This window comes from Natronomonas sp., from assembly GCF_036625485.1.
GTDB lineage: Archaea > Halobacteriota > Halobacteria > Halobacteriales > Haloarculaceae > Natronomonas.
The window spans coordinates 25690-45061 of the sequence record NZ_JAZKTR010000003.1 but is presented as its reverse complement, the minus strand read 5'-3'; the positions used below and the strand labels follow the sequence as shown (position 1 = coordinate 45061).

Sequence of the window (19372 nt, the reverse complement as noted above, 5' to 3'; positions counted from 1 at the left end):
CAGGGCGACGAGATGCTCGTCGAGTTCGACGACTACTTCCTCCGCGTGCTGGAGGAGAACGGCCTCGACGTCGAGGCCGTCAAGAAGGAAGCACAGGAGCAGATGGCCAACAACGAGTTCGACGGCATCGACGGCCTCGAGACCGTCCCGGACGCCATCGGCGAACTCTTCGTCGTCACCGGGAGCCTCTCGGCGAAGCAGCACGCCGGCGTGCAGGTCGCCTGTCAGGAGGGCGTCGACTCCGCCATCTCGAAGACGGTCAACGCGCCAAACGACTCCACCGTCGAGGACGCCAAGGAAGTCTTCGAGTACATCTACGAACACGGCGGCAAGGGCGTCACATACTACCGTGATGGCACCCGCTCGAAGCAGGTGCTGACCACGCGCGCCAAGAACGCCGAGTTCTCCGACATGGGCGAGGCCGAGGCGGCCGAGGCCATCGTCGAGAACATCCAGGAGATCTTCGGCGACATCGAGGGCTTCCTCGACAGCGAGGAGGTCGCCGATGCCCTCGAAACGGACGTCGCGAGCCTGCTGGACATGGAGGTCGACCTCGGCAAGAAGCGTCCGCGGCCCGACGTCCTCCACGGCGTCACCCAGCGTATCGACACCGGCTACGGGAAGCTCTACGTCAACATCAACGAGGATCCCGAGACGGGTCGGCCGTTCGAACTCTTCGCCAACATCGGCAACTCCGGTGGCTTCACCGCCTCCTTCACCGAGGCGCTCGCGAAGACCATCTCGACGGCGCTCCGCTCGGGTGTCGACCCCGAGGAGATCGCCGACGAACTGCAGGGCATCCGTTCGCCGAAGGTCGCGTGGGACAAGGGCGAACAGATCAACTCCATCCCGGACGCCATCGGCACCGCGATGCGCCGCTACCTCGACGGCGAGGTCGACAAGGCCTACCCCGACCAGGCCACGCTCGACCAGACGGCCCAGCAGGTCGAAGAGCGCGAGGAAGCCGAGCGTGACGCTGCGGCGCCCGAGACCGACGGTGGCGCGGTTTCCGCCTCCGGTTCCTCGGCGTCGCCGAACGACGACACCGGCGACACCCAGTCGCTCATCGATTCCGGCGAATCCCCGGAGTGTCCCGAATGTAGCAGCATGACGCTGTACTACTCGGAAGGCTGCAAGACCTGCGAGTCCTGCGGCTGGTCCGAGTGCTAACGCTGCTCGGCATCTAATCGACTCGGAGGCGGCTTTTCTGTGGCGTTGTCTCGACGCGTTGCGAATCGTGCGTATCGACTACGAGTGAGATAGGCTTATTCGCCCCCGTTCCGACCGTCCGTGTATGAGTGACGGCGAGACGGGCGGCCGGCCGTGTCCGATGTGCGAGCGGCCGATGTACGAGCGGCATTGCAAGTACGTCTGCCCGCAACACGGCGTCGTCTACGACTGTGCTGACACCTTTTATTAGGCCCCAGCGTTGCCGACGACGCGCCGATAGGCCGGTCCGGACAGCGCGAGCAGGGCCGCGAGGGCAAAGGCGGTGACGAGCAACAGCGGATCGGCGGCGGTTCCTGCGGTCGTCAACTCGTTCATAGAGGCCCCGAGCAGGACCGCAGTAACGACCCACGGTGACTCGCCGAGGGCCGTTCCGAGAACGTAGGGACGCAGCGGGACGCCGGCGAGTCCGGCGGCGTAGGAGACGGGATCGGTCGGGAGCGGCGCGAGTCGGACCGCGATGATGCCGCGGAGGTCACCGGTGGTCTTCCGGACGAGGCTTCCGGCGTCGCCGACACGGGCGAGCATCCCGGCGTCGTGGCCGAGATAACGCGCGAGCGCGTAGGCCGGCAGGGCCGTTACGACGGCGCCACCGAGTGCGATCGGGATGGCGACGGGGCCGAAGAGATAGCCGAGCAGAATCGAGAGGGCGCTTATCGGCCACGCAAGTACCGGCCGGACGAGATACAGCCCGACGAGCGCGAGCGCGAGAAGGGCTGGCCGGGCTGCCAGCGCCTCCGCGTGGGCGAAAAGTGCCGACGGAGAGGTCGACAGCGCGGCGGCGCTGGCGATGGCGACGACGACACCGATGCCGACCAGTTGTCGGACGGTCGCGCGGTTCACGTCGGAGGAAGCCACCCATACGGCAAACCTCTTGTGGTGGGGTGACCCGGTCATTTTTACTGACTCGCATCGAGAATCCGGTGTGGACGAGACGGCGGACCCGGTCGAACTCGGCGTGCAACTGCTCGCTCGCCTCGAACACGCGGAGCTATCGCTCGCGGAGGTCATCGACCGCATCGAGACGATCACGACCCACCCGGAGACGACACGCGCCATCCTCGAAGAGGCCGAAAAGCGGGGCCACATCACCCGCGAGGGCGACACCGTCAAGCCGGCCGGCGGACAGTTCCTCGGCTTCGAAAGCGAGGTCGTCTCCCGGGAAGGCGACTTCGAGTGTCGGCGCTGTGGCGCGTCGATATCGACCGGCTATTTCATGAAATTAGAGGCTGGCGAGCACGGTCCCTTCGGCTCGTCGTGCATCCGGAAAGTGACCGGGCGAGAATAGGCTACCGGCGACTGCTCACCGACCGCGGCGGAGTTCGTCGACCAGTTTCTCCATCGTCTCCTGTTGGGCCTCGATGAGTTCGCTCTGCCGTTCGACGGTCTGGGTCAACGCCTCGACCTGTTCGGCCAGCGCGTCGATGTCGGCTGCGCTCGCGCTGTCATCGGCCCTGCGTCCGGACTCTGCTTCGGTCCCCGACTCGCTGGCGCTGTCGTCGGTGCTCGAATCGCCCCCGGAGCCGCTGGTCACGTCCTGATCGGCGGGCGGCGACCAGCCCGTATCGGCGATGGAGGCCGACTCGGACTCGATGGGCTCGCTTCCCTCGTCGCTCGTGTCCTCGCTTTCCTCGCCGTCCTCGTCTTCTTCCTCTTCGCGGACCTCCGCCCGGAGGCCGCCCAGCGAGGAGACGTCGTGGTACTCGAAGACGGCGCTTTGGACCTCCTGCCGGACGCGACCGGCGTGTTCGTTCGGCACCTTCACGCGCTGACGGCGGCCACCGACCTCGATGATGACCTGTGTGGCGACGCTGCCTTCCTCGAAATCGAGGTCGGTCAACTCCCCGTAGTCGAAGGCCTCGTAGTCGTCGTTCCAGACGGCGCCGCCGACGTGTTTCAGGAGCTGGTGGTCGGTCACGACCAGCGTTAGTTCGCTGAAGCGGAACAGCGACTGGATGGTCTCGTCGTCGTCGACGACGCCCGTCGTTCGGAGAACGCCTTTCAGTACGGCTTCGATGACCTCGTCGGCCACACGTCCGGGGACGGTGAGGCTCCGTTCGCCGTCGATGGTCTCGAAGCGAATCGTCGTCTTTCGACGGCCGGCGTCGGTGCTCATCCGTTCGATATCGTGGTCGAATCGGTCGACGGTTTCGTCGGAAAGCAGCCCTTCGGAGCGGTAGCAGTACGTCGCCGCTCGGGTCACGGCGACGATGTCGCCACCGCCGATGTCGATGAGTTCGATGGCCGTCGCATCGCCGACGGCCTCGACGAGGCGTTCCGGAAGTTCGTCCATGCCTGCGGTGTGTTCGTTGCGGGCTATAAAACGATGGGTCGGGTCGTGGGGTGTGCTGGCGGACCGAATCGACCGACGGAGATAGGAAGGTTGAAGGGTGCCAACCGGCAACCCAAAAACGAGCCCGGGTGGCTTAGCTGGACATAGCGCCGCACTCATAGGGTTAACGAGGCGGCAGCCGCGATGTCCCGAGGCGTTGCCTGCGCCTCGTTCCTGGGACATGCGGAGATCGAGGGTTCGGAGCCCTCCCCGGGCACTTGCATTTCTCAACGAGGAGCGAAACGTAGTGAGCGACGAGTCCGGTGCTCACTACCACTCGCTCGCGGAACCTACACTACGGACGCGAGCTCCGCGAACAGTGCCTCCTCCCGGTCGGCGAGGTCGGATGCGAGGTCGCTCGCCTCCGCGAGCCGGTCGGTGCGTTCGGCCGCATCGTCGGTTTCACTGACGGCTCTCAGCACCTCGCCAAGCACCGTCCAGTCGTCGGCGATTCGGCGCATGCGCTCGCTGACCTCGGCGTCGAGGCCAGCGTCCGTGCCGAGGGTATCGAGGAAGTCGGCGTGGAGTCGGCGGAAGGCACCGCCTCCCGTCCCCCGACGCTCGATGTTCTGATAGGCGAACCGTGCGGTCCACTGCACGTCATCGAACCTCGTCCACGCCGGGAGGTCGTCGGCAAACGCTCGAATCCCGGCCACGCCGCCACTCCCGAGACCTCCCTCGCCGTCTAGCATCGTCCCCGCTGCCAGTTCGACCGCCGCCAGTGTCGCCGTATCGGTCGCGACCGTCGGCGCAGGGTTCTCGACGGCGAGCCACCGGCGTTCGAGCGGCCAGAACCCGTGGTCGGAACTCCAGGCGTCGTCGAACGTGGCCCGAGAGACGGTCTGTGGCTCGGGGAACTCGCTGTCCGAGATGGTCACCGCGTCCCCTTCGATATCGATGACGACGACCGTGTGAGGGCCGAAATGGGTGTCGCTGCCGAAGTACGGGAGATAAAACAGGTCGACGAAGCACATAACCGGCCCCGACTCGAGGTGGCTTTCCAGCGCCGCCCAAGCTGTCTGCTTCGGTTGATCGTCCTTCTGAACGACGGGAATCCCGAGGTTCTCGAAGAACGCCGTTTCGAGGTGGGCGCTTCGGCCCATTATCATGCGTGAGGCGGGTCCGGCCTCGCTGTAACTGAATCCGATACCTGCACCGAGGCCGAAGCAGGATGCTTCGTCGAACCCCCACTCGTAGTAGTCCGCGAGGTTACGGAGGGAGGCGGAACCACAGTGGTCACCGGACGCGTGCTGATACTCGGTGGACATATCGAACAGTGATACGACGGCATGAAAAACGATACCGATTGTCCCGATGGGGGGAATCACTCATCCGGCTATCGCTCTGTCCCGATCGGGTCCGGAAGGGAACGTCGTTCGACCGAACGGGTCAGCGGTTATCCTCGCCCGCGTCGGTCGTTTTTCGGTAGTCGACGTACTCGGTTCCGCGGAACTCCTCGAGCAGGTTGATCGCTGCGTCCGCTCCCTCACCGATAGAAACGGCGACCTGTCGGTTTCCGCCTGTGACGTCACCAGCCGCGTACACCCGGTCGAGGGTCGTGCTCTGGTCGGGGTTCGTCTGGAGGTACGGGCCTTCGGTCGGAATGCCGAGGGCTTCCGCGAGATCCGTTCCGCCGGCCGCACCGAGGGCGACGAACACTCCGGATACCTCGATGACATCGCCGGATTCCAACACGACGCCATCGACTGCGTCCTCGCCGGTGACGCGATCGACCGGTTCGGTAACGACCGGAACCCCATTGCGTTCCAGCCGCTCGGTGAGTCGTTCGTCAGCATCGAGGGGGCCTCCGTTCGTCAGGATACGCACGTCGTCGGTATAATCAAGCAGCATCAGCGCCTCCTTCGCCGCGTAGTTTTCACCGCCGACGACCGCGACCGGCTCGTCGCGATAAAAGTAGCCGTCACATTCGACACAGTAGGAGACGCCTCGCCCTTCGTACTCGTCGATATCGGCGACCGCGGGTGATTCGTAGGAAGCCCCCATCGCGAGGATTACGCCGCGGGTTTCGTAGGTGTCGTCGACCGTCTCGATCAGGTACGTTTCGTCGTCCTCGTCCGTGATGCGGACGACCTCTTCGCGCCGGATTTCGGCGCCGAACTTGCTCGCGTGTTCCTCGCCGAGGGCGACTATCTCCTCGCCGCTGATTCCGTTGGGATACCCGTAGAAGTTCTCCATCCAGTCGACCTTCCGGGTGGTTCCGGCCCCCTTATCCAAAACGAGGGTTTCTTGATTGGCACGAGCGGTGTAGATGGCGGCACTCAGACCGGCCGGACCACCGCCGACGATGACGACATCCTTCATCGTTGCGAGGCCTCCGTTCCGCTATCGGAGGATTCCGAGGCGGGCCTTAGTGCGTGCCGGCGCTTGGAACCGTTCCCGACAGGGCGGTGCCGAGTGTCCAAGACGGGTCGTTCGAGGTGGTCCCCAGGCATGGTTCGTCGTGTTTAATCGTGCTCGAGAGGCATTAACTGTCGCTCACAGTTCTCGGTCGTTGGGAATGACCGGTCTCGACGTAACCGATTCACGGAGGTCGTCCACAGCCGTCGCTGTCGGTCATAGAATGCTAGAATTCAAAACACCTCACGATCGGCCAGCGACAGCGTTGTCTCCGACGGAACGCCCAAGTCCGCGGCGTCCGATTGCCGCCTCGTGTCGCTGTACGATTCCATTTCGGGTTTGTCGGTCGTCGTCGACGAGTATCAGCTCTCGCTTCGGGAACGCGAGACGTCGAGCGGGTTCACCCGAACGACGACCGTCGTCGAACTCCACGGCGACGGCGAGACGGGCGCCGACGAGGACGTCACCTACGAGAGCGACGCCCACTACCGGTTTCACGAGAACGCCGAACGGCCGCCGCTGGCCGGGGAATACACCTTCGAGGGGTTCTCCGAGGCGGTCGGTGAATCGGACCTCTTCCCGGAGGGCGACCCCGAACAGTCGATGTTTCGGAACTACCGACGATGGGCCTTCGAGAGCGCTGCCCTCGACCTCGCGTTGAAGCAGGCCGATACCACCCTCGGAGAGGCGCTGGGTCGGACCTACGACCCAGTCCGGTTCGTCGTGAGCACGCGTCTCGGCGAGCCACCGACCTTCGACCGAATCGAGGCGCTGCTGGGCCTCGATCCGGCCCTCGAATTCAAACTCGACCCGACCGACGAGTGGACGCCCGACCTCGTCGACCGACTCGCCGAGACGGACGCGGTCAGGATTCTCGACCTCAAGGGCCAGTACGAGGGGACCGACGTCGATCAGTCGGGTGACCCGGAGTTCTACGAGATGCTCGTCGACACCTTCGAGGGGGCGGTCATCGAGGACCCCGACCTCACCGAGGAGACGCGGCCGATAATCGAGGCCGCCGGCGACCGAGTCTCGTGGGACTATCCGATAACGGGCGTCGAGAGCGTCGAGGCGCTGCCGTGGGAGCCGAACTGGCTCAACATCAAGCCCTCCCGGTTCGGGTCGGTGCGGTCGGTGCTGGCGACCGTCGAGTACGCTCGGGACCGGGGTATCCAGTGCTACGGTGGCGGGCAGTTCGAGCTCGACGTGGGGCGTGCCCACATCCAGGCGCTGGCGTCGCTGTTCTATCCAGACGCACCCAACGACGTCGCCCCCGGCGGGTACAACGATCCCGAGCCTCCGGCAGGGCTTCCGTCGAGTCCGTTCTCGCCGCCCGAAAAGCGGCGAGGAATCGCGTGGGAACCCTGAGTTCGGCGGCCGTCCGAAGCGAAACGCCCTTCGCGGAGAGGGACGGGCCACCGGTATGGATCAGGAGTTCCGGTTCGAGGTCGAGATGACGGTCCGGTATCGCGACATGGACGCCCTCGCACACGTCAACAACGCCGTCTACAGTTCCTACATCGAGCAGGCCCGTATCGAGTACGTCGAGGAGGTAATCGACATGACCTTCGACGAGTGGGAGATGGTGCTCGCCAACATCGACCTCGATTTCCGCCGGCCAGTCGTGCACGCGGACGAGTACGTCCGTGTCGAGGTCGGTGTCACCGAGGTCGGCGAGTCGAGTTTCAGCCTCGGCTACCGCGTCTACGCGGGCGACGACGAGAAGCCGGCGGCGACCGGAACGACGGTGCAGGTCGTACTGGACGAAAACGGAGAGAGCACCCAGCCGGTTCCCGAGGCATGGCGCGAGCGGTTCCGCGAGTTCGAACCGGGACTGTGATCGGACGGTAGCCTCAAGCGGGTGGCCCACGCTATATCGAACGTGACCTCGGATGACCCATCGGCGATCCGAGCCATCGCCATCACGGTCGACGACGTGGTAGCCGCCATCGAGGCCAACGAGCGGCGCGACGCGGGCGCGGTCCTGCGCGTGACGCCGCCGTTCAGCGGTCGGATGCGCGCTCGCATCCATCGGGCGGGGACCGAAGGCGACTACGGGACGCCGAAGCCGGTTCACATCCCGCCGGAGCGGCTGGTCGGGTCGATGCCGCCCTTTCCGAGCGCCGACGACACGGAAGACGAGATCCGGGCGGACCCCTCGACCGAGTACAGCCGGGCAGAACACCGGAACCGACACGAGGCGGCGGTCGACGAGTGGCGAGATACCGTTCGCGAGCGGCTACAGGAGCGAGTGACTATCGAGACGCCCGACGGGCCACACGAGGTTCGGGTTGCCCCGCTCGGTTGAAACGGTCGTAACAAAGCGACTAATCCGGACTGTTGTCGTCGTTACCCGATCATCGCTGAACCGTACTGGCAGACGGCTTCCATATCGTCGCAACAATCCGTATGAAACCTCTGGCAGTCTCTGAGCTGATTATGAAACGTCGGGTAGTAAATGGCTACTACATGAAACGGCCTGAAACGGTCTGAATGCTCTCGCGGTTATTAGTGCTTACCACTGAATAACCCGATCGTAATGAGTCCCTCCACTCCCGCGAACGACCCCCCGGTGGCGACGGGTGAAGGGTCCCTGTTGCAGCGGCGTCTCAGGGCCGGTGCCTTCTGGGCGGCGGTGTTGCTACCCTTTTGTACGCTCGGCTTACTCGCGAGCGGTCTCGATACGAACTCGGATTACGTGGTCCTCGCCGGCCTCATCGCCGGGAACGTCCTCGCGCTGTTCGTCGGCCACGACTACGGGACGTGATCACCGCCGACGGGCCAGTTCCTCGCGGATTGTACGCCGCTTGATAAGGACGAACCCGACGATGATGACGAGAAAGCCGATGACCGTCGGTGCATCGATGACCTCGCCGAGGAAGAGAAAGCCGGCCAGCGCCGCGAATATCGGGGCGACGTAGGAGACGAGGTTGATCTCGATGGGGCCGAGTCGGTCCAGCAGATCGAAGTAGATGAGGAAGCCGGCGGCGCTGGCGACGACGGCGAGATACCCCATCGCGACGGTCGCCCGGAGGGAGGGCAGTCCGCTGACGGACTCCTGAAGGCCGAGGCTGACGCCGTGCATCAGGAGGGCGCCGCCGACCATCGACCACGCTTCCATCGTCTCTATCGGGAGGTCCGTCTCGAATCGGCGGGTGAGGACACTTCCGAGGGCGAAACAGAGGGCGGCGCCGAAGACAAGCGCTTCGAACCGGGAGCCCACGAGGTTGCTGGGGTCGGGCCGGGAGAGGATGACGACGCCGACGAGGCCCAGCGCCATCCCGACGAGACCGACGACGGTGAGTCGTTCCTCCGGCAGGAACGCGCGGGCGAAGGCGGTCGTCAGGACGGGCGACAGCGAGACGATGACCGCGGCGGCGGCGCTGGTCGTGCCCAGTTCCCCGACGAAAAGCAGCGCGTGATAGCCGGCGATGAGAAAGACGGCGCCGATGCCGACGACGAGCCACTCCGGGCGGGTTCGCGGCCGCCACCGGTCGGTGGCCCACGCGGCGTAGCCGAACATGATGAGACCGGCGATGTCGTAGCGGACCGCGGCGAACAACACGGGAGCATCGTAGAAGTACGCTGGTGCCGTGGAACTACCGAGTCCGGCCTTGATGGCCATGAAGGCCGACCCCCACACCGCGGCCAGCGCACAGAACAACAGGAGGTTGCGATAGCGCACGGCGGAACTCCGAACGGGGGTTGCCTCAAGGTTTCGTCTCCGGATATCGGCACGGGGAACGACGACCGGGTCGGTCAGTCCTGTCCGTCGGCGGCGGTTCCCGCGTCGCGTTCTACCTTGAGCGCCCGGAGCACGTCCTGCCGGGCGATGATACCCATCAGGGCGCCCGCCTCGTCGACGACGGGCAGGCGGTTGATGTCCCGCGTCTCGTCGGCGAGGAGCGCGAGTATCTCGTCGAGGTCGGTCTTCGGGCCGACGGTGACGACCTCCTCGGTCATCACCTCGCTGATCGGTCGGCCTGCATTGCGCGCGAGGTCGATACCCACGTCGAGTTCATCCCACGAGAGGTCGACGCCGTAGGTGAGCGATTCGAGGAACGGCGGAAAGCCGATGGGAATCCACAGCGTCCGGTCGGAAGGCTGGAAGAGGTCCACGAGGTCGCCCTGGGTGACGATGCCGACGACGAGGCCGTCCTCGGTGACGGGAAAGCCGTTGAAATCGGCCCGTGCGAGCCGCGTGAGGACGTCGCTCACGTCGTCGTCCGGCGAGACTGTCTCGACCTCGCGGGTCATGATGTCGCGTGCAGTGACCATATCCGCCCGTTGGCGGGCCTCCAAGGTAGGCGTTCGGGTCGCTGTTTAGACTAGTCTAATCTTTTGCTTAGATGATAATGTCTATATACTTCGGTCACACATTATCACGTAATGACGACGAACTCCGCGCCCGATATGCGGGTTTCACGTCGGTCGGTTCTCGCTGGCATCGGCAGTCTCGGTGCCGTCGGCTCGGCCGGCTGTCTCGGTGGTGGGGCGGCTGATGCCCCCGCCGATGACGGACCCGTCGCAGTCGCGTCGTTCTTCACCTTCTATGACTTCGCTCGGCAGGTCGCCGAGGGGACGCCGGTGACCGTTCGGAACCTCGTTCCGACGGGATTGCACGGTCACGGCTGGGAGCCGGACCCCTCCATCACTCGCGATATCATCGAGGCTGAGGCCTTCATCCACGTCGGGCCCGACTTCCAGCCGTGGGCCGACCGGGCTATCCAGACCGTCGAGGACGACGGGGCCGACACCGACCTCCTCAACGTCCGCGAGGGGGTCGACCTCCTGCCGCTCGGTGCCGGCCTCGACGAGGACGAGGAGGTCGCCGACGGCCGTGACCCGCACTTTTGGCTGGACCCACAGCGTGCCAAGCAGTCGGTCACCAACATCGTCGAGGGGCTCGCTGACATCGCGCCGGAACACGCCGACACGCTCGCGGAAAACGGCGAGGACGTTCGAGCCGAACTCGACACCATCGACGGGGAGTGGCAAAGGCTCTTCGAAGCGGCCGACCGGGACGTAGCCTTCCTCGCGGCTCACAATGCCTTCCAGTACGTCAGCGAACGCTACGACTCGACCATCGAACCGCTCGTGACGAACCTCGCGGCCAGCGACGACGTACGGCCGGCCGACATGAAACGCGCCCGCGAGACCATCGATGCGTACGACATCCGGTATATCGGCGCCGCGGTGTTCGAACCCCGGCGACCGGCCCGCCAACTCGTCGAGGACACGCGCGTCGATGCCTACTACCCCGTCACACCGTACGCGGGGACGACCGAGGCATGGGTCGACCGTGGCTGGGGCTACGCCGATATCGCACGCAACATCAACATGGAGACGTTCCGGGTCCTCTTCGGGGCCGCCGACCCCGAGGAAACGAGTCTCGGCGAGGAGTGGCGGAACTTCGAATGACCGACCACCCTCTCGTTTCGGTCGACGGCGTCACCTTCGGCTACACCGCCCATCCCGTCGTCGAAGACGTCACCTTCGAGGTCGGTTCGGGCGAATACGTCGGCATCGTCGGACCGAACGGCTCCGGCAAGAGTACGCTCCTGAAGCTCATTCTCGGCCTGCTGGAGCCCGACGCTGGTCACGTCGAACTCCTCGGGGCGCCCGCCCGCGCCTTCGAGAACCGCGAGCGCGTCGGCTACGTCGCACAGGACGTCACCGGCGATACGAAGGGTATGCCGATCACCGTCGCCGAAGTCGTCCTCATGGGTCGATACCCTCACGCGGGCTTCGGCCGTATCACCGGCGAGGACCGCGAACGCGCCCGCGAGGCCCTCCGGACGGTCGGTATCGACCACCTCGCCAACCGTCGAATCACGAAACTCTCCGGCGGCCAGCGCCAGCGGGCCTACATCGCCCGCGCCCTCGCCGCCGAAGCCGAACTGCTCGTGCTCGACGAACCCACGGTCGGCGTCGACGCCGAATCCGTCGAGGCGTTCTTCGAGTTGCTGGATTCGCTCAACGACGAGGGCATCACCGTCCTGCTGGTCGAACACGACATCGGCGCGGTCGTCGAACACGCCTCGCGAGTGGTCTGTCTGAACCGCGAACTCTACTTCGACGGCCCGCCCGATGACTTCCTCGAGGCGGACGCCCTGGAACGCGCCTACGGGACGCGAATCCGCCCGACAGCGGAGGTGTCCCGATGACCGCTTTCGGCGCCAGCGCGCTCGTCCTCCAGTTGGCTCCCCTTGGATGGCTCATCGACCGCTGGAGCGATATACTGGCGTTTCTCGGCGACCTCTTCGGTATCGGGATGTTCGATTACTCGTTCATGCATCGGGCCTTCCTCGTCGGCCTGCTCATCGGCGTGATGGCGCCGCTTATCGGCACCTTCCTCGTCCACCGACAGCTCTCCCTTATCGGGGATGCTCTGGCCCACACCGCCTTCGCCGGGGTCGCCGTCGGCCTATTCGTAAATGCCGTCTTCGATGCGGGCATCTCGCCGTACATCACGGCCGTCATCGTCGCCATGATCGCCGCCCTCGCCATCGAACTCATCTCCGAGGTGACCGACGCCTACAACGACGTCTCGATGGCCATCGTCCTCTCGACGGGCTTTGCCCTCGGCGCGGTCCTTATAAGCATCAACACGGGCGGACTCGCCGTCGGCGTCAACCAGTACCTCTTCGGGAACCTCTCGACCGTCTCCCGGGAGAACGCCGCCATCCTCATCGTCCTCTTTCTGGCCATCGTCGCCGTCGTCGCGACGACCTACAAGCAGTTGGTCTACGTTACCTTCGACGAGACGGCCGCCCGCGTCGCCGGCGTCAACGTCCCGTGGTACAATCGCGTGATGGCCATGCTGACCGCGATGGTCGTCGTCGGCGCGATGCAGATCATGGGCGTCATCCTCGTCGCCGCGATGCTCGTGGTACCCGTCGCCGCCGCCGCACAACTGGCTCGCGGGTTCAGCACTGCACTCCTCGCGTCGGTGATCCTCGCCGAACTGGCCGTCTTGACCGGCATCACGCTCTCTTATCAGTACGAGACGACTGCTGGCGGGACCATCGTCCTCGTGGCGGTCGGTATCTACATCATCGCCGTCCTCGCCGGCAAACTCCGCGACCGCCGCGGCAGCAGTGAGGTCGCCACAGCCGACGAACCCATCGAGGGCCCCGCCGACTGAGGCCACTGTAGCGATATCACTCGGTGACGCGTCGTCTGAGGAACGCGACGACCCCGGCGTCGGTCCCGCGGGTGTCGACGAGCGATGCACCGTCGAGTCTCGACGCCCAGTTCTCGACGTCCTCACATTTGTCTTCGGGTTTCCCCGTCTTGATGGCCAACAGGTCGCCGTCGGCCGCGTTCCGCAGTTCGTCGGCGGCCGTCAGAATCGGCATTGCACACACTTGCCCGGTGACGTCTACGACGGCATCAGCGTCCTCGATACTGAGAGATTTCCCTGTCATGTCTCAGTGTAGCGGTGGGTGTTCAATTGGCCGCGCAGTTGTTGGGGCCGAGTTCGAGGACCTCGACGTTCTCCCCGGGTTGGGCGTTGCCCCAGTTGATCTGCTTGATCTCGTTGTAGTTTGCGGGTTGGTCGGAGAGACTGGCGACGATGGTCTCGACGAAGGTCTCTTCGTCGGCGTCCTCGACGTAGCTCAGCAGTTCGTTGGTCGACTCCGCTCGGAGGTCGGCGAGATCGGTCGCGAGCGGTCGCACTTCCTCGTCGCTGAAGTGGCCGGGTAGGACGACCGTGTCGTCGGAGAGATCGGTGAGTTCGCTCAGGCTGTCGAACAGTCGTCCGGACGCCTCGCGGATGGCGTCCTCCGAACTGTCTTCGAGGTCGGGGCGACCGACGCTCCGCAAAAAGAGCGTATCGCCGGAGAGGAGCGCGTCGCCGAAACGGAAGCAGACGCTCCCGGGCGTGTGGCCGGGCGTATGGAAGACGTCGAGACTGCGGTCTCCGAAGTCGATGGTGTCGCCGTCGGAGAGCTCCGTGAGCACGTCGAGTTCGCCGGCGTCCTCGCTGTGGAGATAGTACGGAATATCGAGTTCGTCGAGCAGCCGATGGGCGCCGGAGACGTGGTCGGCGTGAGCGTGTGTGTCGGCGACGCCGACGATATCGAGCCCCCGGTCGTCCGCGGCGTTCAGGTATCGGTCGACGTACTGGGAGGGGTCGACGACGATGGCCTCCTCGCCGTCGTGGACGAGATACGAGACACAGCCGGTACCGGGACGGACGATCTGGACGACGCCGTCGGTACCGGGAACGTCGTACTCGCGGTGGACGCGACCCCACGCGTTCATGCCGTCGGGGACGGACTTCGCGTCGAACCCGTGATTGCGGAGGAAGTCCGCAGCACGTTCGGACGTGACGCCGGCCACACAGACGACGGCGATCTCCTCGTTCTCGGGGAGGTCATCGAGGTGGGCCTCGAGTCCGGAGTAATCGTACTGGAGCAGTTCGTCGTAGACGGGGACGTTCGTGCTCGTGGGAATCTGCCACTCCTCGTGTGCGTCCTCGTTTCGGACGTCGAGGACGAACAACTCCTCAGCGTCGTCGGCGGCGATACGGCGCGCGACTTCGGACGCTTTGATATCAGTATTGACCATTTCGAACAACACTATGGCGAAGTTTCGATATAAAGGTGTTGGGAGGCGTCGGAAACCGGAGGCGCACTAGCATCCCGATAGGTGGGTGGAATCGAACGTTCCGTGTCGGATACAGGAGCGTGCTGAGACACGAGCGGGCGGCTACATGTCACCGATTATTCGCGGTCTACTCACAGCCGTGCTCCGGCTGTCTGCCACCTGTTCGATAGGTGCCGACACTGTAGGCGTTCCATGCGTGGCGTCAATTCGGACTGCTGGTTTTCGCTTGCGACTCCTCGAACAGCAAAATCCTTAATAATACGGAAGCATTTATTATTAATACGTAGTGACCGGGGAACCCATCACTTCATCGACCGACACGGAACGGTTCCGAAAGAACACCGGTGAGTTAGCCATCGGCCTCGGCGGGCTCGTCGCGTTGGTCGTGCTTTCGGCCCTCGCGTACGCGGCGGGCGTCACGTGGAAACTGCTGGCCATCTCCTGGTTCGCCTTCGGAGCGATGGTGATCGGCGCACCGCTCGGTGCGCGTGCGGCGACGACGACCCACCCACTCGAACCGGTGTGGGGCTACGGACTGGCCAGCGGTGCGATGGTCACGAGCGCCGCGCTCTTCCTGGTGCCGCAGGCGCTCGACCAGCACGGCCAGTTCGGAAGCCTCGGCATCGCCGGTGGCTTCCTCGCGGGATACGTCGGCCACACGCTCGGCCACAGGCTCACACATCTGGACCTGCCGGTCGACCGTACGGCAGCGGAGCTGACCGTCCACGCCCTCTCGGCGGGCGCGATCATCGGCGCGATCTACACCGCGATGCCATCGCTCACGTCGATTCTCGGTGTCGCGCTCGTCTCGCACAAAGCCCCGGCAGGCTATGCCGCAGCGCGTCGCCTCGCGGACCAGGGGCGGTCCGTCGTCGCCCTTCTGCTTCCGGCGGCCGCCGTGGGGCTGATCGCCTTACCCGTCGGTATCGTCGGCTTCTCGCCTCCGACCGTGGTTCGCGGACTGCTCTTCGGCGTCGCGGCTGGCGTGTTCCTGCACGTCGCCGTCGACCTCCTGCCGGAGTGTACCACAGGCAGCGAGACGTGTCCGACGGACGCCGAATTCGACGGCGACCTCCACCAGCTCCAGGACCGACTGCGAACCCACGCCGCCATCAGCGCAGTCGTCGGCGGGGTCGCCGTCGTTCTCGCGTGGTCGCAGGTCATCGCCTGATTTTCGCCCGGAGATTTATATAGGGCGCGTCCCCTAACCCGCGTATGGCCGCGTACTGCCGGCCGGTCTTACGCAACCTGTTCGACGACTCACCGACCCCCCACATCGCGCATCCCCCGCGCACACACCGCCGCGACTTCTATCTCGCGACGGATGGTTCCTATCGCCCCGACGACCGCGGAGGGTTGGGTGTCGTTATCGAGACCCGAGACGGCGAGCGCGTCGCTCGACTCTCGATGCCGGATTCGGTCCCGGACAACAATGTCGCCGAGTATCGGGCGCTCCATCTCGGCCTCGACGTACTCGCCAACCGCGCGCCCGACAACGCCCGCGTCGGCGTTCTCATCGACCACGACGACCTCGCGGCGAACGTCAATCGGGTCATGCTCGCCGGCCAGCAGCCCGGCGCCCGTCCGCCGTATCCCGTTCGTGTCCCGTCCGAAACCGCCTATCACTGGCGCGGCATCCGGGCCCGCGTCGCCGGGTTCGACGAACTCCGTGCGGCCCGCATCGACAGCGGCGAGAACCCTGCCCACCCCCTCGCCAACACGCCCGAAGAGTACGCCCACGTCAACCGCGAACCCGACCGCTGTGTCCTCCCACGGAACGACGAGCGCTGGCGGGCCCCCGACGACGACCGCTACCCGCCACCGTCCCGCGCCGACCGGGACCGCTCCAGCAGTCTGGCGGGCGGAGAATCCGCGAGCGACTAACGGACCCACTTTTCGGCTACTCACCCCCTTCTCCAGCGGCGCTACGTGTCGGCCACGTAGCTTTCCAAGCCGGTTACGGTCGGGTCGAACATGTCCGTCACGCCCCGGTCACGCTGGGTTTCCGGCTGCCACTCCTCGGGCGTGAGAACGCCACCCAGTTCGTGGATGGAAGCGGTGTCGACACCACGGTACTGACACACCGCCCAGATCGCTGCGGATTCCGTGTCCACCGTGACGACGCCGTCGTCGCCGTAGGCTCTGATCTCTGGGATCGTTTCGCGGTAGAAGGCGCTTGTCGTCCACGTCGTCCCACGCGGTGTGTCGAAGCCCGCCTCCGAGAGGGCGTCGTCCAGCCCGTCGACGAGCGAGGCTGTCGGTGTCACCGACTCCTCGTCAGGGATGTAGTGGTAGGAGACCCCCTCGTCTCTGATGACATCGGTGGGGAGAATGGCCGCTTCGGCTGGGATGTCCGTCTGCAGTCCCGCGCCACCGCCCAACAGGACGACGGCCTCGGCGCCCGCTGCGATGAGGTTCTCCGTGACCATCGCCGAAACCGGCGCACCGACTCCCCACTCGTGGACGGGGACGTATCCGACCGTCTCGGTCACCGGGTACAACTCCTGTGAACGAACGATCTGGACCGGCGAGTCGGCCCGTCGTTCGACGAACTCCGTAAGTTTCGGCTGGTATCCGAGAATCACGGCCGGAGGAACGTCCGGCAGTCCCTCACCCCCCATGCCGACCACCTCTTCCGGTGAGAACAGTGCTTCCGCGTCGTATTTGTCCTCGTAGTTAGGAATCATGACTCCGTGTTCGTATCGCCCCATGAAAACCCTTCTCCGCGTTCGTGATACGGCTTTAGGGGGACCAGCGACACGACGTGTCTTTTCATCGAAGTGGTTCGGGAGTCGCCGACGGGAGCGGCCGTGGAAAATGTTCGGGGTTAATCAGCGTCTTCGGGGCCCAACTGTTCGAGGACGTGCGCCGGCATCTGCTGGCGCATCTCCTCGGGGATGTCGTCGGGGCCGCCCGGAATAGAGGGAATATCGGCCGGTTCGGGCTGGAGGCTGGAGCCGAAGAGCTGGAGGGCGGTGTTGATCGTCGACCAGTCGTCGTTTTCCGCGGCCTCCCGGAGGCTCTCCGTGGGCGCCGAAAGCAGTTGGCCGACCAGAGCGTCGGCCATCGCTTCGATGACCTCGCGTTCGGCCTCGGTTACGTCGTCGTCGGTCTCGGCTTCGAGCTTGGAGATGGCGGTACGGAGTTCGCGGGCCTTGACGCGCTCGGCGCCTTCGTACATCGCGGCGATGACCTGATCGGCGCGTTTGCGCTTGTACTGGCTGATGAGGTGGTCGAACTCCTCGTCGATCATCGCCTCGACAGCCTCGGCGGCCTCGCGGCGCTGCTCGCGGGTCCGGTCGGTGACCGACTGGAGGGTATCGAGGTCCCGAACCTCGACACCGTTGATATCGTCGGCCACGGGCGCCACGTCACGCGGTTGTGCGAGGTCGATGACCAGCGCTTCACCGATCTCGGTCAGGTCCTCGTGGTCGAGGACGTGGTCGCTGCTGCCTGTCGCGGTGATGACGATGTCGGCGTCGGCCGCGGCCGCGGGAACGGCATCGAGGCCGATGGCGGAGCCGTCGACTTCGAGTTCGTTGACGACGTGTTCGGCGTGCGGAATGGTTCGGTTGGCGACGAGGACGCGGCCGACCTCGTCGGCCAGCGCCTGTGCGGTGAGGGTCGCCATCTCGCCGGCACCGACGACGAGAGCGGTACCACCGTCGATGTCGCGTTCGCTCTTGGCGAGACGGACCGCAGCCGACCCGAGCGAGACGACGCCCTCGTTGATGGCGGTTTCGCTGCGGGCGCGCTCGCCGACGTGGAGTGCCTTGAGAAGCGCGTCGTCCAGCGTCGGGCCGATGCCGCCGGCCGCGCGGGCGTCCTCGTAGGCGTCGCGGACCTGCCCGAGGATCTGGTCCTCGCCGAGAACGAGCGATTCGAGCCCACACGCCACCCGCATGAGGTGTCGGAGGCTCGTCTCGTGGCCGAGTTCACGGCCGGCTTCAGCGCCGATATCGCCGAGATGGTCTTCGAGGGCCTCCTGGGCAGTCGTCTCGTCTTCGGCGACGACGTACGCCTCCGCGCGGTTGCACGTCTGGAGAACGAACGCTTCGGAGATGCCCGGTCGGTCGAGCAGGCTCTCGACGGCCACGCGCTGTGATTCGGCACAGGCGGCCTCGATGTCCTCGACGGCCGCATCGCTGTGAGAGACGCTTATACCCGCGATGATGCCTGTTCCGATTGTCACTTGTTGTCCCCCAACGCCGTATCGATGACGGCGTCTACTGTTCGCTGACGCTTGAACCTTCCCGTACCTAAATCCTTCCAAACCTGCGGGGATTGCACCACCGCTCGCACCGCCGTCCGGCGCTCGGCGGCCGAGAGGTCACGGGCCTTCAAGTCGGTCCGGAGCTCGGCGGTCAGGTCGGCCATCTCTCCCGCGCCCTCGATCTCGGATTCGATGCGCTTGCGGAGTTCCTTCGACAGCGCGGGGCTGGCGCCGCCGGTCGAAATAGAGACGACCACGTCGCCGTCCCTGACTGTCGCGGGGACGACCACGCTTCCGAGGTCCCGGCTGCCGGAGTGGTCCGCTCGGTTGACGAGGACGCCGCGTTCCTGTGCGACCGACTCGACGGCCTCGTTGACGGCGTCGTCGTTCGTCGCCGCAACCGCGAGCCCGGGGTCCGTTCGGTCGAACCACGCCGGAATATCGTCTGGCTCGGGCGCAGCACGCACGCGCTCGGCGCCGCCGTAGTCATCGGCCGGAAACTCCGGCGAGACGACGACGACATCGGCCTCGCGAGCGAACCGTCGGGCCTTCCGTGCGCCGACGGGGCCACCGCCGACGACGAGGACGGTTTCGTCGGTGAAGTCGTGATAGAGTGGAATCATACG

At 65.4% G+C, this 19372-nt stretch carries 23 protein-coding genes and 1 tRNA gene; 13 read left to right on the top strand and 11 right to left on the bottom strand.

The window, feature by feature from the left end:
• A partial coding sequence (locus tag V5A53_RS00900) for a TSCPD domain-containing protein (protein ID WP_442928657.1) occupies positions 1 to 1170 on the top strand: 1170 nt, incomplete at its 5' end.
• Positions 1171 to 1294: 124 nt separating this feature from the next.
• Positions 1295 to 1420 (top strand): HVO_2523 family zinc finger protein, encoded by a 126-nt coding sequence (locus V5A53_RS00895; RefSeq protein WP_332311671.1) that lies wholly within the window; start codon positions 1295 to 1297, stop codon positions 1418 to 1420.
• Here V5A53_RS00895 and V5A53_RS00890 read toward each other — a convergent pair.
• Positions 1417 to 2070: a TVP38/TMEM64 family protein gene (locus V5A53_RS00890; RefSeq protein WP_332311670.1), complete on the bottom strand. Its 654-nt coding sequence runs from the start codon at positions 2068 to 2070 to the stop codon at positions 1417 to 1419. The genes V5A53_RS00895 and V5A53_RS00890 overlap by 4 nt on opposite strands.
• An 82-nt stretch (positions 2071 to 2152) precedes the next feature.
• On the opposite strand from V5A53_RS00890, the gene V5A53_RS00885 reads away from it, so the two are divergent.
• Positions 2153 to 2515 (top strand): DUF5830 family protein, encoded by a 363-nt coding sequence (locus tag V5A53_RS00885; protein ID WP_332311669.1) that lies wholly within the window; start codon positions 2153 to 2155, stop codon positions 2513 to 2515.
• A gap of 15 nt (positions 2516 to 2530) precedes the next feature.
• Here V5A53_RS00885 and V5A53_RS00880 read toward each other — a convergent pair whose 3' ends face one another.
• Complete coding sequence (locus tag V5A53_RS00880; RefSeq protein WP_332311668.1) at positions 2531 to 3520, bottom strand: DUF7115 domain-containing protein; 990 nt, start codon at positions 3518 to 3520, stop codon at positions 2531 to 2533.
• A 122-nt stretch (positions 3521 to 3642) separates the two neighbouring features.
• On the opposite strand from V5A53_RS00880, the gene V5A53_RS00875 reads away from it, so the two are divergent.
• Positions 3643 to 3776: transfer RNA gene (locus V5A53_RS00875), tRNA-Met, on the top strand.
• Positions 3777 to 3849: 73 nt separating this feature from the next.
• Here the strand turns inward: V5A53_RS00875 and V5A53_RS00870 are convergent.
• Positions 3850 to 4827 carry a BtrH N-terminal domain-containing protein gene (locus tag V5A53_RS00870; RefSeq protein WP_332311667.1) on the bottom strand — a complete coding sequence of 326 codons (978 nt, stop codon included), beginning with the start codon at positions 4825 to 4827 and terminating at the stop codon, positions 3850 to 3852.
• A 121-nt stretch (positions 4828 to 4948) separates the two neighbouring features.
• Positions 4949 to 5881, bottom strand: coding sequence for an NAD(P)/FAD-dependent oxidoreductase (locus tag V5A53_RS00865; protein ID WP_332311666.1), 933 nt, complete (start codon positions 5879 to 5881; stop codon positions 4949 to 4951).
• Positions 5882 to 6229: 348 nt separating this feature from the next.
• Here V5A53_RS00865 and V5A53_RS00860 point away from each other — a divergent pair, with 348 nt between their 5' ends.
• From V5A53_RS00860 to V5A53_RS00845, 4 genes are all read left to right on the top strand, one after another.
• Entirely contained in the window at positions 6230 to 7285 is a 1056-nt protein-coding gene (locus V5A53_RS00860) for a hypothetical protein (RefSeq protein ID WP_442928576.1), read from the top strand.
• Between the two features lie 55 nt (positions 7286 to 7340).
• A complete protein-coding gene (locus tag V5A53_RS00855) occupies positions 7341 to 7757 on the top strand; it encodes an acyl-CoA thioesterase (protein ID WP_332311665.1) in 417 nt (138 codons plus the stop codon).
• A 42-nt stretch (positions 7758 to 7799) separates the two neighbouring features.
• Positions 7800 to 8225 carry a hypothetical protein gene (locus V5A53_RS00850; RefSeq protein ID WP_332311664.1) on the top strand — a complete coding sequence of 142 codons (426 nt, stop codon included), beginning with the start codon at positions 7800 to 7802 and terminating at the stop codon, positions 8223 to 8225.
• A gap of 231 nt (positions 8226 to 8456) precedes the next feature.
• Complete coding sequence (locus V5A53_RS00845; RefSeq protein ID WP_332311663.1) at positions 8457 to 8684, top strand: hypothetical protein; 228 nt, start codon at positions 8457 to 8459, stop codon at positions 8682 to 8684.
• On the opposite strand, the gene V5A53_RS00840 is transcribed toward V5A53_RS00845, so the two are convergent.
• Together V5A53_RS00840 and V5A53_RS00835 are read right to left on the bottom strand one after the other, a co-directional pair.
• The gene (locus V5A53_RS00840; protein WP_332311662.1) at positions 8685 to 9602 is read right to left on the bottom strand and encodes a DMT family transporter; all 918 of its coding nucleotides are present in this window, start codon (positions 9600 to 9602) and stop codon (positions 8685 to 8687) included.
• A gap of 74 nt (positions 9603 to 9676) precedes the next feature.
• Positions 9677 to 10195: a CBS domain-containing protein gene (locus V5A53_RS00835; RefSeq protein WP_332311661.1), complete on the bottom strand. Its 519-nt coding sequence runs from the start codon at positions 10193 to 10195 to the stop codon at positions 9677 to 9679.
• 111 nt (positions 10196 to 10306) lie between these two features.
• Between V5A53_RS00835 and V5A53_RS00830 the strand changes: the two genes are divergently transcribed.
• Genes V5A53_RS00830 through V5A53_RS00820 form a run of 3 tightly spaced genes read left to right on the top strand, consistent with a single transcriptional unit; the run spans position 10307 to position 13064 of the window.
• Positions 10307 to 11338, top strand: coding sequence for a metal ABC transporter substrate-binding protein (locus V5A53_RS00830; RefSeq protein ID WP_332311660.1), 1032 nt, complete (start codon positions 10307 to 10309; stop codon positions 11336 to 11338).
• Positions 11335 to 12084, top strand: a complete 750-nt coding sequence (locus V5A53_RS00825) for a metal ABC transporter ATP-binding protein (RefSeq protein ID WP_332311659.1) — start codon at positions 11335 to 11337, stop codon at positions 12082 to 12084. Before V5A53_RS00830 ends, V5A53_RS00825 begins: the two co-directional genes overlap by 4 nt.
• Positions 12081 to 13064 (top strand): metal ABC transporter permease, encoded by a 984-nt coding sequence (locus V5A53_RS00820; protein ID WP_332311658.1) that lies wholly within the window; start codon positions 12081 to 12083, stop codon positions 13062 to 13064. Before V5A53_RS00825 ends, V5A53_RS00820 begins: the two co-directional genes overlap by 4 nt.
• Before the next feature lie 16 nt (positions 13065 to 13080).
• On the opposite strand, the gene V5A53_RS00815 is transcribed toward V5A53_RS00820, so the two are convergent.
• Together V5A53_RS00815 and V5A53_RS00810 are read right to left on the bottom strand one after the other, a co-directional pair.
• On the bottom strand, positions 13081 to 13347 hold the full coding sequence (locus V5A53_RS00815) for a sulfurtransferase TusA family protein (protein ID WP_332311657.1): 267 nt from the start codon (positions 13345 to 13347) through the stop codon (positions 13081 to 13083).
• A gap of 22 nt (positions 13348 to 13369) precedes the next feature.
• Positions 13370 to 14494: an MBL fold metallo-hydrolase gene (locus tag V5A53_RS00810; protein WP_332311656.1), complete on the bottom strand. Its 1125-nt coding sequence runs from the start codon at positions 14492 to 14494 to the stop codon at positions 13370 to 13372.
• Positions 14495 to 14819: 325 nt separating this feature from the next.
• Here V5A53_RS00810 and V5A53_RS00805 point away from each other — a divergent pair, with 325 nt between their 5' ends.
• Together V5A53_RS00805 and V5A53_RS00800 are read left to right on the top strand one after the other, a co-directional pair.
• The gene (locus V5A53_RS00805; protein ID WP_332311655.1) at positions 14820 to 15704 is read left to right on the top strand and encodes a ZIP family metal transporter; all 885 of its coding nucleotides are present in this window, start codon (positions 14820 to 14822) and stop codon (positions 15702 to 15704) included.
• A 44-nt stretch (positions 15705 to 15748) separates the two neighbouring features.
• Entirely contained in the window at positions 15749 to 16417 is a 669-nt protein-coding gene (locus tag V5A53_RS00800; protein WP_332311654.1) for a ribonuclease HI, read from the top strand.
• A gap of 41 nt (positions 16418 to 16458) precedes the next feature.
• On the opposite strand, the gene V5A53_RS00795 is transcribed toward V5A53_RS00800, so the two are convergent.
• From V5A53_RS00795 to V5A53_RS00785, 3 genes are all read right to left on the bottom strand, one after another.
• Positions 16459 to 17220: a nucleoside phosphorylase gene (locus tag V5A53_RS00795; RefSeq protein ID WP_332311653.1), complete on the bottom strand. Its 762-nt coding sequence runs from the start codon at positions 17218 to 17220 to the stop codon at positions 16459 to 16461.
• Positions 17221 to 17360: 140 nt separating this feature from the next.
• On the bottom strand, positions 17361 to 18725 hold the full coding sequence (gene hemA / locus V5A53_RS00790; RefSeq protein ID WP_332311652.1) for a glutamyl-tRNA reductase: 1365 nt from the start codon (positions 18723 to 18725) through the stop codon (positions 17361 to 17363).
• Positions 18722 to 19369: a precorrin-2 dehydrogenase/sirohydrochlorin ferrochelatase family protein gene (locus V5A53_RS00785; protein ID WP_332311651.1), complete on the bottom strand. Its 648-nt coding sequence runs from the start codon at positions 19367 to 19369 to the stop codon at positions 18722 to 18724. The genes hemA and V5A53_RS00785 overlap by 4 nt, the downstream gene beginning before the upstream one ends.
• Positions 19370 to 19372: the final 3 nt, after the last annotated feature.

Coding starts and splice junctions, on each gene's coding strand:
- V5A53_RS00835 (WP_332311661.1), bottom strand. CDS start 10,195: ATGGTCACTGCACGCGACATCATGACCCGCGAGGTCGAGACAGTCTCG.
- V5A53_RS00815 (WP_332311657.1), bottom strand. CDS start 13,347: ATGACAGGGAAATCTCTCAGTATCGAGGACGCTGATGCCGTCGTAGAC.
- V5A53_RS00880 (WP_332311668.1), bottom strand. CDS start 3,520: ATGGACGAACTTCCGGAACGCCTCGTCGAGGCCGTCGGCGATGCGACG.
- V5A53_RS00810 (WP_332311656.1), bottom strand. CDS start 14,494: ATGGTCAATACTGATATCAAAGCGTCCGAAGTCGCGCGCCGTATCGCC.
- V5A53_RS00865 (WP_332311666.1), bottom strand. CDS start 5,881: ATGAAGGATGTCGTCATCGTCGGCGGTGGTCCGGCCGGTCTGAGTGCC.
- V5A53_RS00800 (WP_332311654.1), top strand. CDS start 15,749: ATGGCCGCGTACTGCCGGCCGGTCTTACGCAACCTGTTCGACGACTCA.
- V5A53_RS00825 (WP_332311659.1), top strand. CDS start 11,335: ATGACCGACCACCCTCTCGTTTCGGTCGACGGCGTCACCTTCGGCTAC.
- V5A53_RS00785 (WP_332311651.1), bottom strand. CDS start 19,369: ATGATTCCACTCTATCACGACTTCACCGACGAAACCGTCCTCGTCGTC.
- V5A53_RS00795 (WP_332311653.1), bottom strand. CDS start 17,220: ATGATTCCTAACTACGAGGACAAATACGACGCGGAAGCACTGTTCTCA.
- V5A53_RS00895 (WP_332311671.1), top strand. CDS start 1,295: ATGAGTGACGGCGAGACGGGCGGCCGGCCGTGTCCGATGTGCGAGCGG.
- V5A53_RS00870 (WP_332311667.1), bottom strand. CDS start 4,827: ATGTCCACCGAGTATCAGCACGCGTCCGGTGACCACTGTGGTTCCGCC.
- V5A53_RS00820 (WP_332311658.1), top strand. CDS start 12,081: ATGACCGCTTTCGGCGCCAGCGCGCTCGTCCTCCAGTTGGCTCCCCTT.
- V5A53_RS00845 (WP_332311663.1), top strand. CDS start 8,457: ATGAGTCCCTCCACTCCCGCGAACGACCCCCCGGTGGCGACGGGTGAA.
- V5A53_RS00855 (WP_332311665.1), top strand. CDS start 7,341: ATGGATCAGGAGTTCCGGTTCGAGGTCGAGATGACGGTCCGGTATCGC.
- V5A53_RS00830 (WP_332311660.1), top strand. CDS start 10,307: ATGACGACGAACTCCGCGCCCGATATGCGGGTTTCACGTCGGTCGGTT.